The 15033-nt window shown below is 68.3% G+C and carries 17 protein-coding genes; all 17 read left to right on the forward strand.

What is annotated here, in order from left to right:
* The first annotated feature begins 70 nt into the window (after positions 1 to 70).
* The 17 genes from parA (at position 71) to trbF (ending at position 15032) form a co-directional block, all read left to right on the forward strand.
* Entirely contained in the window at positions 71 to 709 is a 639-nt protein-coding gene (gene parA, locus AC13RM_RS08225; RefSeq protein ID WP_488554792.1) for a ParA family partition ATPase, read from the forward strand.
* Complete coding sequence (locus AC13RM_RS08230; protein WP_488554793.1) at positions 706 to 960, forward strand: ribbon-helix-helix protein; 255 nt, start codon at positions 706 to 708, stop codon at positions 958 to 960. Before parA ends, AC13RM_RS08230 begins: the two co-directional genes overlap by 4 nt.
* Positions 957 to 1478: a DUF2840 domain-containing protein gene (locus tag AC13RM_RS08235; protein WP_488554794.1), complete on the forward strand. Its 522-nt coding sequence runs from the start codon at positions 957 to 959 to the stop codon at positions 1476 to 1478. The genes AC13RM_RS08230 and AC13RM_RS08235 overlap by 4 nt, the downstream gene beginning before the upstream one ends.
* Positions 1475 to 2020, forward strand: coding sequence for a S26 family signal peptidase (locus AC13RM_RS08240; protein ID WP_488554795.1), 546 nt, complete (start codon positions 1475 to 1477; stop codon positions 2018 to 2020). The genes AC13RM_RS08235 and AC13RM_RS08240 overlap by 4 nt, the downstream gene beginning before the upstream one ends.
* Positions 2021 to 2056: 36 nt before the next feature.
* Positions 2057 to 2392 carry a DUF736 domain-containing protein gene (locus AC13RM_RS08245; protein ID WP_488554796.1) on the forward strand — a complete coding sequence of 112 codons (336 nt, stop codon included), beginning with the start codon at positions 2057 to 2059 and terminating at the stop codon, positions 2390 to 2392.
* A 93-nt stretch (positions 2393 to 2485) separates the two neighbouring features.
* The gene (locus AC13RM_RS08250; RefSeq protein WP_488554797.1) at positions 2486 to 3172 is read left to right on the forward strand and encodes a lytic transglycosylase domain-containing protein; all 687 of its coding nucleotides are present in this window, start codon (positions 2486 to 2488) and stop codon (positions 3170 to 3172) included.
* A 244-nt stretch (positions 3173 to 3416) separates the two neighbouring features.
* Positions 3417 to 5153: a relaxase/mobilization nuclease domain-containing protein gene (locus AC13RM_RS08255; protein ID WP_488554798.1), complete on the forward strand. Its 1737-nt coding sequence runs from the start codon at positions 3417 to 3419 to the stop codon at positions 5151 to 5153.
* 28 nt (positions 5154 to 5181) lie between these two features.
* Positions 5182 to 7173: a conjugal transfer protein TraG gene (locus tag AC13RM_RS08260; protein WP_488554799.1), complete on the forward strand. Its 1992-nt coding sequence runs from the start codon at positions 5182 to 5184 to the stop codon at positions 7171 to 7173.
* Between the two features lie 7 nt (positions 7174 to 7180).
* Complete coding sequence (locus AC13RM_RS08265; RefSeq protein ID WP_488554800.1) at positions 7181 to 7612, forward strand: ribbon-helix-helix protein, CopG family; 432 nt, start codon at positions 7181 to 7183, stop codon at positions 7610 to 7612.
* Positions 7613 to 7832: 220 nt separating this feature from the next.
* Positions 7833 to 8768 carry a P-type conjugative transfer ATPase TrbB gene (gene trbB / locus AC13RM_RS08270; RefSeq protein WP_488554801.1) on the forward strand — a complete coding sequence of 312 codons (936 nt, stop codon included), beginning with the start codon at positions 7833 to 7835 and terminating at the stop codon, positions 8766 to 8768.
* Complete coding sequence (locus AC13RM_RS08275; RefSeq protein ID WP_028745376.1) at positions 8765 to 9097, forward strand: TrbC/VirB2 family type IV secretion system protein; 333 nt, start codon at positions 8765 to 8767, stop codon at positions 9095 to 9097. Before trbB ends, AC13RM_RS08275 begins: the two co-directional genes overlap by 4 nt.
* On the forward strand, positions 9097 to 9378 hold the full coding sequence (locus tag AC13RM_RS08280; protein WP_065654630.1) for a VirB3 family type IV secretion system protein: 282 nt from the start codon (positions 9097 to 9099) through the stop codon (positions 9376 to 9378). The genes AC13RM_RS08275 and AC13RM_RS08280 overlap by 1 nt, the downstream gene beginning before the upstream one ends.
* 8 nt (positions 9379 to 9386) lie before the next feature.
* Positions 9387 to 11825 carry a conjugal transfer protein TrbE gene (gene trbE / locus AC13RM_RS08285; RefSeq protein ID WP_488554802.1) on the forward strand — a complete coding sequence of 813 codons (2439 nt, stop codon included), beginning with the start codon at positions 9387 to 9389 and terminating at the stop codon, positions 11823 to 11825.
* Positions 11822 to 12586 carry a P-type conjugative transfer protein TrbJ gene (gene trbJ / locus AC13RM_RS08290; protein WP_488554803.1) on the forward strand — a complete coding sequence of 255 codons (765 nt, stop codon included), beginning with the start codon at positions 11822 to 11824 and terminating at the stop codon, positions 12584 to 12586. The genes trbE and trbJ overlap by 4 nt, the downstream gene beginning before the upstream one ends.
* Positions 12587 to 12596: 10 nt before the next feature.
* Positions 12597 to 12983 (forward strand): putative entry exclusion protein TrbK-alt, encoded by a 387-nt coding sequence (gene trbK-alt, locus AC13RM_RS08295; RefSeq protein ID WP_488554804.1) that lies wholly within the window; start codon positions 12597 to 12599, stop codon positions 12981 to 12983.
* Between the two features lie 4 nt (positions 12984 to 12987).
* Positions 12988 to 14349 carry a P-type conjugative transfer protein TrbL gene (trbL, locus tag AC13RM_RS08300; RefSeq protein ID WP_488554805.1) on the forward strand — a complete coding sequence of 454 codons (1362 nt, stop codon included), beginning with the start codon at positions 12988 to 12990 and terminating at the stop codon, positions 14347 to 14349.
* Entirely contained in the window at positions 14349 to 15032 is a 684-nt protein-coding gene (trbF, locus tag AC13RM_RS08305) for a conjugal transfer protein TrbF (RefSeq protein WP_488554806.1), read from the forward strand. The genes trbL and trbF overlap by 1 nt, the downstream gene beginning before the upstream one ends.
* Position 15033 lies beyond the last annotated feature (1 nt).

The following is a 15033-nucleotide window of genomic DNA, read 5'->3' on the forward strand; positions in this document are numbered from 1 at the left end:
TCGGAATCTTTCTAACGCAACGGCCGTTTTCGGCCGCTGTGGACGAGTCCCCGATCGCCGGGAGACCGTTATGATCGTCGCGCTCCTCAACCAGAAGGGCGGCGTCGGCAAGACGACGATCGCGCTGCACCTCGCAGGCGAATGGGCTCAGCGGGGTCAGCGAGTCACTCTGATCGACGCCGACCCGCAGGGCTCGGCGCTCGACTGGTCGCAACAGCGCTCGCGCGAAAACCTGCCACGGCTCTTCGGCGTCGTCGGCCTGGCCCGCGACACGCTGCATCGCGAGGCTCCCGAGATCGCCCGCGACGTCGACCACGTCATCATCGACGGGCCGCCGCGTGTCGCCGGCTTGATGCGCTCGGCGCTGCTCGCCGCCGACCTGGTGCTGATCCCGGTGCAGCCGTCGCCCTTCGACGGTTGGGCATCGGCCGAGATGCTGTCGCTGCTCGGCGAAGCCCGCATTTACCGGCCGCAGCTCGTGGCGCGCTTCGTCCTCAATCGCTGCGCCGCGCGCACCGTCATCGCCCGCGAGACGGCCGAGACGCTGGCCGACCATGATCCGCCGCTGCTCGCCGCCACGATCGGCCAGCGCGTCGCCTTCGCCGACACCGCGCAGAGCGGCCGTCTCGTCGGCGAGCTGGACGGTGACAGTCCCGCCGCGCGCGAGATCGCGGCGCTGGCCACCGAGATCGCGAGGATCGCGCCATGACCGCGGCGCCTCCGAAACGCGGCTTCGCCACGCGGCCGGGCGATCCCGAAGACTGGATCAAGGCGGCCGAGACGCCGCCGGCGCGAACCGCCGATGCCGCCATCTATTCGGCCCGCCTGACCATCGACGTCACGCCCGACCAGCGCGCCCGGATCAAGATCGCCGCCTTCCAGCGCGGCGTCACCGTGGCGGACATGCTGCGCGAGCTGCTCGCGCGCGAATTCCCCCCGAGCAACGGAGACGCGACATGACCGGCACCGGCGCCATCCATGCGCGCGGCGCGCCAGGTCCGGCCGCGCCGCCGCCCACTCACCTGACCGAGGTCGAACTCACCTGGATCGAAAAGCGCATCGAGAACTGGATCAGGTTCGGCCGCGAAGTCGGCGAACAGATCCTCGATCGCCGCCGGCGCGTGCTGCGCTTCGCGCCGGACAGCGTGTTCGGCTTCGTGCGCTGGGCCGCGAACGACCACGGCACCGTCGCATCGCATCTCGATGTGCTGCGCGCGGCGCTGCCGACCGAGCCGCAGCAAACCGTGCCGTTCGTGCGGCCCGGCGGCGACATCCTCCTGAAGGTCGAAGGCTGGCCGAAGGTGGAGCGCATGCTGCAGATGATCGACGCCATCGAGGCCGCCGGCATCGATGCGGCCGACGTCTCGCCCGATCACTGGCGGCACGTCCACAACCGCATGATGGCCGGCCAGCCGCCGCGTCCGTACACGATGGGCCACCACAAAGCCTTCCTGCTGCGGCGGAGGGTCGGCGCATGAGCCGCTTCGGCTATGTGATGGTCACCTACGTGATGACCATGGGCGTGGCGATCGCATCGTTCGTCCATTTCCCGACCAAGCTCATCTGGAACGCGTCCGCCAGCACGCCGATCGGGCTCTACAGCATCGCGCCGGCCGACCGCTTCGAAGTCACCGATCTTGTGGCCCTGCGCGCGCCCGAACCGCTCGCCGCCTTCATGGTCGAACGCGGCTATATCGGCCGTGGCGTGCCCTTGATGAAGCGGGTCGCGGGCGTTGCCGGCCAAGAGGTTTGCCGCCGCGATCACGCCATCACCGTGGACGGCGTGCCGGTGGGCGATGCGCTCGACCGCGACCATCGCGGCCGTTCGCTGCCCGTCTGGCAGGGCTGCCGCCGCATCGGCGAGGACGAGCTTTTCCTGATGAACTGGTCAGTCCCCGACAGCCTCGACGGCCGCTACTTCGGCCCGCTGCCGACCAGCACCGTGATCGGCCGGGCGACCCCGCTCTGGACCGATGAAGACGGCGACGGCCGCTACGTCTGGCGCGTGCCGACCCACTGACCTGCCGCTTCCAACCCCCTACCGAAGGAGACGACCATGACGCAGATCGGCCAATTCACCCGCACCAAGTCCGGTTATTCCGGGCGGCTCACCGCGCTCGGCATCGACGCCGAACTCGCGATCGTTCCGGCCGAGGCCTCCGACGCCGAAAACGCACCGGACTACCGTGTCCTGCTCGGCGGCGAGGAAGGCAGCGAGGTCGGCGCCGGATGGAAGCATGTCGGCGAGCGTGCCGGCGAGTACGTCTCCGTGCAGCTCGACAGCCCGCTGTTCCCGCGTCCGCTGCGCGCCAATCTCTTTCGCGCCGGCGACGACAACTCCACCTGGGGCCTGCATTGGTCGCGGCCGGCCAAGCCGCGCAAGGAGGACTGATCGGTGCGCGCCCTGCATCGATCGCAGCGGCACGGGAGCGGCGCGACCAACCCTCGCGCCGCGCGTCGGCTGCTCCTCCTGCTCCTTACCGGCATGTCGTTGTCGGGCATCGAGGCCGTGCCCGTACACGCGCAGACGGCGGCTCCGGCAGTGACGGAGGCCAGCGCACCGTTCGCTGAATTCGTCGCGGAGGCCTCGCAGCGCTTCGGCATTCCGGTCGCATGGATTCGAGCGCTCATGCGCGTCGAGAGCGCCAACGACATCCGCGCGATCTCGCCTAAGGGCGCGCAGGGTCTCATGCAGCTCATGCCCGACACCTGGGCCTATCTGCGCGCCCGGTATCGGCTCGGCAGCGACCCGTTCGACCCGCACGACAACATCATCGCGGGAACGGCATACATGCGCGAACTCTACGATCGCTACGGATCGCCGGGCTTTCTCTCGGCCTACAATGCCGGTCCGGGGCGCTACGACGAATTCCTCGCGGGCGGTCGCGCCTTGCCAGCCGAAACGCGCGCCTATGTCGCCCAGCTCGCACCCCTTGTCGGCGGCATGCCGTCGCCGGCCGTCGTCAATGTTGCTGCCGCCGACCCGCTGGCCTGGACGCGCGCACCGCTGTTCATCGGGGCTCCCGAGCGCGTTTCGACCGCAGCGACAGCGCCGGCCGATGCGCAGCCCGGTGACAGCGCTCCCGCTGTCCGGCCGCGCGATGTTTCGGCCGATGCGAACCCGACGGGCGGGCTCTTCGTCTCCCGGCGGGAGACGGCAGGCCCCCGATGAGGCGTTCATCCATCCCTCGCAGCATGGCGAACCCCGGCGCATCATGGAGGGCGTTGGGAGGGGAAGACGCAAGCACAACCGCACGATGGCAGGATAAAGGGGCGCGATGTGCGCTTGGGTTCGGTTGTGCTTTTTCAATAGGTTATGGCGCGATTTCGCGAGGTGAGCCTGATCGGCGCAGCCTGCGCGCTCGCGCTTTCTCCAAGGAAATCATCGGCTTTGCGCGATGTGCGGAGCCACGGCCATGAGCGACGAGCGCGAATTTCGCATTCGGCCAGGCCGCATTCGCTCGACCAGCGCCCAGCGCGCGCGGCCCTTCATCGCCCAGGCGCTCGCCGCCGCCCAGCGGGCGGGCGGCAGCGTCTCCCGGCAAGGGAAGATTGGGTCGGGCGCGCGGTCCCGGTTTGGGCGCGGCCAGCGCGCCTCGATCCAGGCCAATCGCCTGATCACCGCGCGCTCGCGCGGCGCGGTGATTAAGGCGCGCGTCGTTCGTCATGGCGGCCGCTCGGCGCCGCTCGCGACGCATCTCAACTATCTCCAGCGCGACGGCGTCACCCGTGACGGCGAGAAGGCCCGCCTGTTCGGTCCCGGCGGTGACGGCGCCGACGCCAAGGATTTCGCAAGCCAAGCCGAGGACGACCGCCATCATTTCCGCTTCATCGTCTCGCCGGACGACGCGCTGGAGATGTCCGACCTCAAGGGCTTCACCCGCGAGCTGCTCGGTCAGATGGAGAAGGATCTCGGCACGCGGCTCGAATGGGTCGCGGTCGATCACTGGAACACCCAGCATCCGCACGTCCATCTGATTGTGCGCGGCGTGCGCGACGACGGCGAGAACCTCGTCATCTCGCGCGACTATATAAAAGAGGGCATGCGCGACCGGGCGCGCGACCTGATCACCCAGGAGCTCGGCCCGCGCACCGACCAGGAGATCCGCCGCACGCTTGAGCGGCAGATCGATGCGGACCGCTGGACCAATCTCGATCGCCAGCTCGGGCGCGATGCCTATCGCACCGGCGTCATCGATCTCGCGCCGCATCCCAATCGCCAGCCCGACGAATTCCACGCGCTGAAGGTCGGGCGCCTGCGCAAGCTGGAGGGCCTCGGCCTCGCCGATGAGATCGGCCCCGGCCAATGGACATTGTCCGATAAGGCCGAGGCGACGTTGCGCGAACTCGGCGAGCGCGGCGACATCATCAAGCGCATCCACCAGGGCCTGATCGAGCGCGGCATTGATCGCGGTGCGTCGAGCTATGTGCTCGCGTCCGAAAGCCTCAGCGATCCGGTCATCGGCCGCCTGGTCGCCCGCGGCCTCGACGACGAGCTAAAGGGCACGGCCTTCGCCGTCGTCGACGGGATCGACGGCCGCACCCATCACATCAAGCTGCCGGGCCTCGACGCGGCCGGCGACAGCGCGCCGGGCTCGATCGTCGAGCTGCGCAAGTTCGACGACGATCGCGGCCAGCGGCGCGTAGCGATCGCGGTGCGCTCCGATCTCGACATCGAGCGGCAGGTTACCGCGACCGGTGCCACCTGGCTCGACCGGCAGGCTATCGCCCGCGAGCCCGTGGCGCTCGGCGGCGGCTTCGGCGCCGAGGTGCGTGACGCCATGGATCGCCGCGCCGAACAACTGGTCGGCCAGGGTCTCGCCGAACGCCAGAAGCGCGGCGTCAGCTTCCAGCCCGGGCTGGTCGACACGCTGCGCCGGCGCGAGCTGGACGCGGTGGCGGCGCGCATCGCCGCCGAAACCGGGCGTCCGCAGGTCAAGCCCGAGTCCGGCGAATATGTCACCGGCACCTATCAGCGGCGCCTGACGCTCGCGACCGGCCGCTTCGCCATGATCGACGACGGGCTCGGCTTCAGCCTCGTGCCCTGGACGCCTTCAATCGAAAAGCAGCTCGGCCGCCACGTCTCGGGCGTCGCCCGTGGCGACGGCGGCATCGACTGGAGCTTCGGCCGGCAACGGGGGATCGGCCTGTGATCACCATCCCGCTCGAAAGGACCCCGCCATGTCAGCCACCAAGATCCTTTGGGGACAGATCCTCACCGTCTTCACCATCGTTATCCTGACGACCTGGGCCGCCACGCAATGGACGGCCTGGAAGCTCGGCTTCCAGCCGCAGCTCGGGCCGCCCTGGTTCATGCTCGGCCACTGGCCGATCTACTATCCCTGGTCCTTCTTCCCATGGTGGTACTTCTACGACGCCTATGCACCGCCGATCTTCGTCGAGGGTGCCTATATCGCTGCGTCCGGCGGCTTCGTGTCGATCGCCGTCGCCATCGGCATGTCGGTGTGGCGCGCCCGTGAGGCGAAGAACGCCGAAACCTTCGGCTCGGCGCGCTGGGCGCGCCCCGACGAGGTGCGCGCCGCGAGCCTGCTCGGTGAAGATGGCGTGGTGCTCGGAAAATACGACCACCACTATCTCCGGCATGACGGGCCCGAGCATGTGCTTTGCTTCGCGCCGACGCGCTCGGGCAAAGGCGTCGGCCTGGTCGTGCCGTCGTTGCTGACATGGCCGGGCAGCGCCATCGTCCACGACATCAAGGGCGAGAATTGGACGCTGACCGCCGGCTTCCGCGCCCGCCATGGCCGGGTACTGCTGTTCGATCCGACCAATGTGAAGTCGGCCGCCTACAACCCATTGCTCGAGGTGCGTCGCGGAGAGTGGGAAGTCCGCGACGTGCAGAACATCGCCGACATCCTGGTCGACCCGGAAGGATCGCTGGAGAAACGGAACCACTGGGAGAAAACCAGTCACGCGCTGCTGGTCGGCGCCATCCTCCATGTTCTTTACGCCGGGGAGGACAAGACGCTCGCCGGCGTCGCCGCCTTCCTCTCCGATCCGAAGCGGCCGATCGAGTCGACGCTCGCGGCGATGATGAAGACCTCGCATCTCGGCGACGCCGGTCCGCATCCCGTCATCGCCTCGGCCGCGCGCGAGCTGCTCAACAAATCCGACAACGAACGGTCGGGTGTGCTTTCGACCGCGATGTCGTTCCTCGGCCTCTATCGCGATCCCGTCGTCGCGGAGGTGACGCGACGCTGCGACTGGCGCATCGCCGACATCGTCGGCGCCCGCCATCCGACCAGCCTCTACCTGGTCGTGCCGCCATCCGACATCGCCCGGACCAAGCCGCTCATCCGACTCATCCTCAACCAGATCGGGCGGCGTCTGACCGAGGACCTGCAGGCGAAGGGCAACCGCCATCGGCTGCTCCTCATGCTCGACGAATTCCCGGCGCTCGGCCGGCTCGACTTCTTCGAATCCGCGCTCGCCTTTATGGCCGGCTACGGCCTGAAGAGCTTCCTGATCGCGCAGTCGCTGAACCAGATCGAGAAGGCCTACGGCCCGAACAACTCGATCCTCGACAACTGCCACGTCCGGGTCAGCTTCGCGACCAATGACGAACGCACCGCCAAGCGCGTGTCGGACGCGCTCGGCACCGCAACCGAGATGCGCGCCATGCGCAACTATGCCGGCCACCGGCTGTCTCCCTGGCTCGGCCATCTGATGGTGTCGCGCTCGGAGACCGCCAGGCCGCTCATGACGCCCGGCGAGATCATGCAGCTCCCGCCGACTGACGAGATCGTCATGGTCGCCGGCACGCCACCGATCCGCGCGAAGAAGGCCCGCTATTTCGAGGACCGGCGTTTCAAGGAGCGGATCATGCCGCCGCCGGCGCTGACCAGGCTGGCGCAGCCGAGCGCCGACGACTGGAGCCGGTTGCCGCTTCCCGCTCGACCAGACGCGCTCATCGCCCAAGGCGCAGCCGCGGCCGAGGCCGGCGACGAAGATCCGACTGGCTCGGAGCGCCGGCACCAGCCCGAACTGGAGCGTGCCGAGCCGGTCGAGAAGAAGGCGCCGATCGAGAACGAGTTCGACGGCGGCTTCGATGACGATGTCGATGACGACGCCGCCCGCATCAGCCGCACCAACCAGATCATGCAGGGTGTCGCGCGTCAGGTCTCGCTCGATCCCAATGACGGCATGGACCTGTGAGGGGCCGATGTCGAAACCGCCGAAGAAGCAACGCCTGTCCGTCTATCTCGAACCCGAGGTGATGAAGGCGCTCGCGGCCCATGCCGCGCGCCGGGACCAGTCCCGCTCGCTGATTGCCGAGGCCGCGATCGCATCCTTCCTGTCGCCCGACGCGGCCGAGCGGCAGGAGGCGGCCACCACCAAACGCCTCGACCAGCTCGACCGGCGCATGACGCGCATGGAGCGCGATCTCGGCATCTCGGTCGAGATGCTCGCCGTCTTCGTGCGCTTCTGGCTCACTACGAACCCGCCATTGCCCGAGCCGGCACAGGCCGCTGCGCGCGCCCAGGCGGGCGAACGCTACGACTCGTTCGTCGCCGCGCTCGGCCGGCGTCTGGCCAAGGGCCCGAAGCTGCGGCAGGAGATTTCCGAGGACATCGAGTCCGCGCGCGACGCGTGATAAGCATCGAATACGGCAACTCAAGTATTCGTCGATCCCGCCGAACACCTGTCTTTCTACGCCACGCTACTACTACGCCCTGACACCTGTTGCCGAGGGCCGATTTCCGGTTCTCTTAATCATCCCCGATCCAGGGGCGGCCTGACGCGGTCCCGCAAAGAACGGGGATGACGTGGCCGCTTCTTCCGAGAAATCTGAGGCAATACTTCGCGGGGCCCGCATGCTGCGGACCGCACTCGGCCCCGCCATAGCCGGTTTCCTTGGAGACGTCAGCGTCGTCGAGGTGATGCTCAACCCCGACGGCCGTCTCTGGATCGACCGGCTTGCCGAGGGACTCTCCGACACGGGCGAGCGGCTCTCGCCGGCCGACGGCGAGCGCATCGTGCGCCTGGTCGCGCACCATGTCGGCGCCGAGGTCCACGCCGGCAATCCGCGTGTCTCCGCCGAACTGCCGGAAACAGGCGAGCGGTTTGAGGGCCTGCTGCCGCCCGTGGTCGCGGCGCCGGCCTTCGCGATCCGCAAGCCGGCGGTCGCCGTCTTTACGCTGCAGGACTATGTCGCCGCCGGCACCATGACCGCTGAGCAGGCCGAGATCCTGCGACAGGCCGTCGCCGATCGCCGCAACATCCTCGTGGCCGGCGGCACCTCCACCGGCAAGACGACGCTGACCAACGCGCTGCTCGCCGAGGTGTCGAAGACCTCCGACCGTATCGTCCTGATCGAGGACACCCGCGAGCTGCAATGCGCGGCGCCCAACCTGGTCGCCATGCGGACTAAGGATGGCGTCGCCACGCTGTCCGATCTTGTCCGTTCCTCGCTGCGCCTTCGGCCCGACCGCATTCCGATCGGCGAGGTACGCGGCGCCGAGGCGCTCGACCTGCTCAAGGCCTGGGGCACCGGCCACCCCGGAGGGATCGGCACCATCCATGCCGGCACTGCGCTCGGCGCGCTCCGCCGCCTCGAGCAGCTCATCCAGGAAGCCGTCGTCACCGTCCCGCGCGCGCTGATTGCCGAGACGATCGATCTCATCGCGGTCCTCTCCGGGCGCGGTGCGACCCGGCGCCTGGCCGAACTCGGTCGCGTCGATGGGCTCACGCCCGATGGCGACTACCGCGTCCGCCCCGCAACCCAGCCCCCCGAAGGAGAACCCGCATGATCCGCCGTGCCCTGCATTTTCGTCGCCATGTGGCGACAGCCGCATCCGTCCTCCTGGCCAGTGTCCTGCTCGCCCCGGCCGCCCACGCTTCCGGCTCCTCGATGCCGTGGGAAGCGCCGCTGCAATCGATCCTCGAATCCATCGAGGGGCCGGTCGCCAAGATCATCGCCGTGATCATCATCATCGTCACTGGCCTGACGCTCGCGTTCGGCGACACCTCGGGCGGCTTCCGCCGCCTGATTCAGATCGTCTTCGGCCTGTCGATCGCCTTCGCCGCATCGAGCTTCTTCCTGTCGTTCTTCTCGTTCGGCGGCGGAGCGCTCGTCTAATGGCGGGCCTGATCGAGAGCGGCGGCGACGTGCCGGGTTACAGCGTCCCGGTCCACCGGGCCTTGACCGAGCACATCCTGCTCGGCGGGGCGCCTCGGGCGCTCGCCATCCTCAACGGCACGCTCGCCGCCGCTCTCGGTCTTGGCCTTCGCCTCTGGCTGGTCGGCCTCGGTCTCTGGGCCATCGGCCATTTCGCCGCCGTCTGGGCGGCCAAGCGCGACCCACAATTCGTCGACGTTGGTCGCCGGCACCTCCGCATTCCCGGTCACCTGAACGTCTGAGGCGCGCCATGATGAACCTCGCCGAATATCGCCGCACCTCGACCCGGCTCGCGGATTTCCTGCCCTGGGCGGCGCTGGTCGCTCCCGGCGTCGTTCTGAATAAGGATGGCAGCTTCCAGCGCAGCGCGCGCTTCCGCGGCCCCGATCTCGATTCCGCAGTCCAGGCCGAACTGGTCGCCGTGGCGGGCCGCCTCAACAGCGCCTTCCGCCGTCTCGGCAGTGGCTGGGCGGTCTTCGTCGAGGCGCAACGTCACGCCGTCGACGCCTATCCGGCGAGCCGGTTTCCCGACGCCGCCTCGGCTATGGTCGATGCCGAGCGCAAGGCCGACTTCGAAGAGGACGCCGTCCACTACGAGTCGAGCTACTTCCTGACCTTCACCTTCCTGCCGCCGGCCGAGGATGCCGCGCGCGCCGAGAGCTGGCTTTACGAAGGCAAGGCCGAGCGCGGTGTCGATGCGTGGGAAGCTCTTCGCGGCTTCGTCGATCGCACCGACCGCATCCTGCAGCTCGTCGAAGCCTTCATGCCGGAATGCGCGTGGCTCGATGATGTCGAGACCCTGACCTATCTGCACTCGACCGTCTCGACGAAGCGCTATCGCGTGCGCGTTCCCGAGACGCCGATGTATCTCGACGCGTTGGTGGCCGATCAGCCGCTCACCGGCGGGCTGGAGCCGCGCCTTGCCGACGCGCATCTGCGCATCCTGACCATCGTCGGATTTCCGACCGCGACGACGCCCGGCATCCTCGACGATCTCAACCGGCTCGCCTTTCCGTATCGCTGGTCGACGCGGGCGATCCTGCTCGACAAGACCGACGCCACCAAGCTTCTGACCAAGATCCGCCGGCAGTGGTTCGCCAAGCGCAAGTCGATCGCCGCGATCCTCAAGGAGGTGATGACCAACGAGGCGAGCGCGCTGGTCGACACCGACGCCGCCAACAAGGCCGCCGATGCGGATCTGGCGCTGCAGGAACTCGGCGCCGACTATGCCGGACAGGCCTACGTCACCGCCACGATCGCCGTCTGGGATAACGATCCCCGCGTCGCGGCCGAGAAGCTCCGTCTCGTCGAGAAGGTGATCCAGGGCCGCGACTTCACCGCGATGCCCGAAACGATCAACGCGGCCGACGCTTGGCTCGGGTCGCTGCCCGGTCACGTCTACGCCAATGTCCGTCAGCCGCCGATCTCGACGCTCAATCTCGCCCACATGATCCCCCTAAGCGCCGTGTGGGCGGGGCCGGAACGGGATGAGCACTTTGGTGCGCCCCCCTTGCTGTACGGCAAGACCGAAGGGTCCACCCCGTTCCGGTTCTCCATCCATGTCGGCGACGTCGGTCACACGCTGGTGGTCGGACCGACCGGCGCGGGCAAATCGGTGCTGCTGGCGCTGATGGCGCTACAGTTCCGCCGCTACGCCCAAGCCCAGGTCTTTGCCTTCGACTTCGGCGGCTCGATCCGCGCCGCCGCCATCGCCATGGGCGGCGACTGGCACGATCTCGGCGGCGGCCTGACCGAGGGCTCCGCCGAAAGCGTCGCGCTACAGCCGCTCTCCCGGATCGACGAGGCGGCAGAGCGTGCCTGGGCCGCCGACTGGATCGTCGCCATCCTGATGCGGGAGACCATCCAGGTCACACCTGACGTCAAGGAGCTGATCTGGACGGCGCTGTCGTCGCTGGCGAGCGCGCCCGCGGCCGAGCGGACCATGACCGGCTTGTCGGTGCTGCTGCAGTCCAACGACCTGAAGCAGGCACTGCGTCCATACTGCGTCGGTGGACCCTATGGCCGCCTGCTCGATGCCGAGAGCGAGCATCTCGGCATCGCCACCGTCCAGGCCTTCGAGACAGAAGGCTTGATCGGGACGGCTGCGGCTCCGGCGGTGCTCTCCTATCTCTTCCACCGCATCGAGGACCGCCTGAACGGTGAGCCGACGCTGATCATAGTCGACGAAGGCTGGCTTGCCCTCGACGACGAAGGCTTCGCCGGCCAGCTCCGCGAGTGGCTGAAGACGCTGCGCAAGAAGAACGCCAGCGTCGTCTTCGCTACCCAGTCGCTGTCCGACATCGACGGATCGGCGATCGCGCCCGCCATCATCGAGAGCTGCCAGACCCGGCTGCTGCTGCCGAACGAACGGGCGATCGAGCCGCAGATCACTGCGATCTACCGCCGCTTCGGCCTCAACGATCGGCAGATCGAGATCCTCGCAAGGGCCATGCCCAAGCGGGACTATTACTGCCAGAGCCGTCGCGGCAACCGGCTGTTCGAGCTGGGCCTCGCCGACGTCGCGCTCGCGCTCTGCGCGGCGTCTTCCAAGACCGACCAAGCCGCCATCGACCGCATCGTCACCGAGCACGGACGCGAGGGCTTCCTCGCGGCGTGGCTGCGACATCGCGGCGTCGATTGGGCAGCCGACCTCATTCCCAACCTCACCAACCTGGAGAAACCATCATGAAACTGCGCCGTTACCGCGCCGCGCGTGTCGCTGCTGCACTGCTCGCCGCTCCCGCCGCGCTCGCGCCAGTTTTCGCGACGCCTGCCCAAGCCATCATCGTCTACGACCCAACCAACTATGCGCAAAACGTGCTGCAGGCGGCTCGCGCGTTGCAGCAGATCAACAATCAGATCACTTCTCTGCAGAACGAGGCGCAGTCCCTGATCAATCAGGCGCGAAACCTCGCCAGCCTCCCATTCTCGTCGCTTCAACAGCTTCAGCAGTCCGTGCAGCGGACCCAGCAGCTCCTTCAGCAAGCGCAGGGCATCGCGTACAACGTCCAGAACATCGACCGGGCGTTCCAGACAAATTACGCCGCTGGCAGCGCCTCAATGAGCGCGTCCGATCAGCAGCTCGTCGCTCAGGCGAAAGAGCGCTGGAACAACACCGTCTCGGGCCTGCAGGACGCGATGCGCGTGCAGGCCGGCGTCGTCGGCAACATCGACACCAACCGGACCCAGATGTCGGCGCTGGTCGGGCAGAGCCAAGGCGCCACCGGAGCCTTGCAGGCGACGCAGGCCGGCAACCAGCTCCTCGCGCTCCAGGCCCAGCAGCTCGCCGACCTCACCGCCGTCGTCTCCGCCAACGGCCGAGCCCAGGCGCTCGCCGAGGCCGAGCGGTCGGCGGCGGCCGAACAGGGCCGCGAGCAGCGCCGCCGCTTCCTGACGCCGGGCGTCGGATATCAGCCCGGCAACGCGCAGATGTTCCCAGGCAGCAACTGAGGGCGCGGCGATGGACGGTAAGTTGCTCGCGCGTATTGGCGCCATCGGTTTCGTGACCTTCGCGATCACGGCGACGGCCATCGAACTCTCCCGCAAGGACGAACCGCCGCTGTATCGCAGCGTCGCCGCGGCGGCCGAGACGGGCGTCGACCCGCTCAAAGCCGAGCTGCGGCGCTGCCAGCAGCTCGGGGAAGCCGGGACCCGTGATCCAGCCTGCCTTCAGGCCTGGGCAGACAACCGCGACCGCTTCCTGAAACCCTCGCAGGCCTTGCAGCCGCAGCCGGCACCGCAAGCGCCAGGTCCGCAGGGCCTGCCGCAGAACCCTCTGGCCCCGCGCGACCCCGCGGTCAACGAGACCGCGCCGGCGATCGAGTCCCATACGAACGAGGCGCGTTGAGACCATGGGCGGCACAGGCGTCATCGACCATTTCCTGGAGGTTTTCACCCGCTACATCGATAGCGGCTTCGGCCTCCTCAGCGGCGAAGTGGCCTTCATCGCCACCACGCTGATCGTGATCGACGTGACGCTCGCCGCGCTGTTCTGGAGCTGGGGCGCCGACGACGACATCATGGCGCGCCTGGTCAAGAAGACCCTGTTCGTCGGCGTGTTCGCCTACCTGATCGGCAACTGGAACAACCTGGCGCGGATCATCTTCGAGAGCTTCGCCGGGCTCGGGCTGAAGGCGTCCGGCACCGGCTTCACTGTCGCCGACATGATGCGTCCCGGCCGCGTCGCGCAGACGGGGCTCGATGCCGGCCGGCCGCTACTCGATTCCATATCCGATCTCATGGGTTACTGGAGTTTCTTCGAAAACTTCATCCAGATCGCATGCATGTTCCTCGCTTGGGCGCTGGTGCTGCTCGCCTTCTTCATCCTCGCGATCCAGCTCTTCGTCACGCTGATCGAATTCAAGCTGACCACGCTCGCCGGCTTCGTGCTGATCCCTTTCGGCCTCTTCGGAAAGAGCGCTTTCATGGCCGAGCGCGTGCTCGGCAACGTGATTTCCTCCGGCATCAAGGTGCTGGTTCTCGGCGTCATCATCGGTATCGGGTCGAGCCTCTTCTCCGAATTCACTGCCGGCTTTGGCGGCCGGACGCCGACGATCGACGAGGCCATGGCGATCGTGCTTGCGGCGCTGACGCTGCTCGGCCTCGGCATATTTGGTCCTGGCATCGCCAACGGCTTGGTATCCGGCGGTCCCCAGCTCGGCGCAGGCGCCGCTGTCGGCACCGGCCTTGCCGCCGGCGGCATGGTAGCAGCGGGCGCCGCCACGGTCGGCGCCGTCGCCTCTGGCGGCGCGGCATTGGCGGGCGGTGCAGCCGCCGCGGCCCGCGGCGGCGCCGCGCTGGCAGGCGGCGCATCGACTGCATACAGCCTGGGCGCCGCAGGGCAGACGGGCGCCTCGGGCGTGGCCAGCGGTTTGGGCGGGGTCGCCCGCGCCGCTGGCTCGGCTGCCACATCGCCGCTGCGGCGCGCCACCGAACGTGCGTCATCGAGCATGCGCTCCAGCTTCTCGAGCGGAGCCCGCGCCGCCTTCGAGGCGACGGGCGGGTCCTCGACCATGGGCACCGTCGGCGAAGCAGCGAATGACGCTGCGCCGGGCTCCGCCGCTCGCGGCGGCGATCAGCCGCCGGCCTGGGCCCGGCGCATGAAGCGCTCCCAACAGATGAGCCACGCCGTCTCGACGACCGTCCATGCCGTGCGCAGCGGCGACAGCCACGGCGGCGGCTCATCCATCAATCTCTCCGAAGGTGACCGCTGATGTTTCGACGACCCTCGACCCACTATGGAAAAGCTCCCGAACCCGAAACGCCATATCAGCGCGCCGCGCAGATCTGGGATGACCGCATCGGTTCGGCCCGCGTCCAGGCGCGCAACTGGCGCTACATGGCCTTCGGCTCCCTCTTCCTGTCGGCGGGGTTCGCGGCGGCGCTGGTCTGGCAATCGGCGCGCGGTACTGTCGTTCCCTGGGTCGTTCAGACCGACCGGCTCGGCCAGGCCCAGGCGATCGCGCCGGCTACGGCGGACTACCAACCGACCGACCCCCAGATCGCGTTCCACCTCGCGCGCTTCATCGAGCAGGTCCGTTCGATCCCGGCGGACGCCATCATCGTCCGCCAAAACTGGCTCCGCGCCTACGACTTCACAACAGACCGGGGAGCAGCGGCGCTCAACGACTACGCGCGCGCGAACGATCCCTTCGCCAAGGTTGGCCGCCAGCAGATCGCCGTCGACGTCTCGAGCGTGATCCGCGCGTCGCCGGGCAGCTTCCGCGTCGCGTGGACCGAGCGCCACTACGAGAACGGCCAGCTCGCCGACACGACCCGATGGACGGCGATCCTCACCATCGTCGTCCAAATTCCGCGCAACGCCGACCGGCTGCGCGCCAATCCGCTGGGGATCTACGTCAACGCAATTTCTTGGTCACGGGAGCTGGGGCAATGAC

Source organism: Martinezella sp. CNPSo 3732 (assembly GCF_057784515.1).

Bases quoted from the DNA above. Each gene is read 5' to 3' on its own strand.
- AC13RM_RS08245 (WP_488554796.1), top strand. From the start codon at position 2,057: ATGACGCAGATCGGCCAATTCACCCGCACCAAGTCCGGTTATTCCGGG.
- AC13RM_RS08255 (WP_488554798.1), top strand. From the start codon at position 3,417: ATGAGCGACGAGCGCGAATTTCGCATTCGGCCAGGCCGCATTCGCTCG.
- AC13RM_RS08265 (WP_488554800.1), top strand. From the start codon at position 7,181: ATGTCGAAACCGCCGAAGAAGCAACGCCTGTCCGTCTATCTCGAACCC.
- trbF (WP_488554806.1), top strand. From the start codon at position 14,349: ATGTTTCGACGACCCTCGACCCACTATGGAAAAGCTCCCGAACCCGAA.
- trbL (WP_488554805.1), top strand. From the start codon at position 12,988: ATGGGCGGCACAGGCGTCATCGACCATTTCCTGGAGGTTTTCACCCGC.
- trbK-alt (WP_488554804.1), top strand. From the start codon at position 12,597: ATGGACGGTAAGTTGCTCGCGCGTATTGGCGCCATCGGTTTCGTGACC.
- AC13RM_RS08260 (WP_488554799.1), top strand. From the start codon at position 5,182: ATGTCAGCCACCAAGATCCTTTGGGGACAGATCCTCACCGTCTTCACC.
- AC13RM_RS08240 (WP_488554795.1), top strand. From the start codon at position 1,475: ATGAGCCGCTTCGGCTATGTGATGGTCACCTACGTGATGACCATGGGC.
- trbE (WP_488554802.1), top strand. From the start codon at position 9,387: ATGATGAACCTCGCCGAATATCGCCGCACCTCGACCCGGCTCGCGGAT.
- AC13RM_RS08235 (WP_488554794.1), top strand. From the start codon at position 957: ATGACCGGCACCGGCGCCATCCATGCGCGCGGCGCGCCAGGTCCGGCC.
- AC13RM_RS08275 (WP_028745376.1), top strand. From the start codon at position 8,765: ATGATCCGCCGTGCCCTGCATTTTCGTCGCCATGTGGCGACAGCCGCA.
- AC13RM_RS08280 (WP_065654630.1), top strand. From the start codon at position 9,097: ATGGCGGGCCTGATCGAGAGCGGCGGCGACGTGCCGGGTTACAGCGTC.
- trbJ (WP_488554803.1), top strand. From the start codon at position 11,822: ATGAAACTGCGCCGTTACCGCGCCGCGCGTGTCGCTGCTGCACTGCTC.
- parA (WP_488554792.1), top strand. From the start codon at position 71: ATGATCGTCGCGCTCCTCAACCAGAAGGGCGGCGTCGGCAAGACGACG.
- trbB (WP_488554801.1), top strand. From the start codon at position 7,833: ATGCTGCGGACCGCACTCGGCCCCGCCATAGCCGGTTTCCTTGGAGAC.
- AC13RM_RS08250 (WP_488554797.1), top strand. From the start codon at position 2,486: ATGTCGTTGTCGGGCATCGAGGCCGTGCCCGTACACGCGCAGACGGCG.
- AC13RM_RS08230 (WP_488554793.1), top strand. From the start codon at position 706: ATGACCGCGGCGCCTCCGAAACGCGGCTTCGCCACGCGGCCGGGCGAT.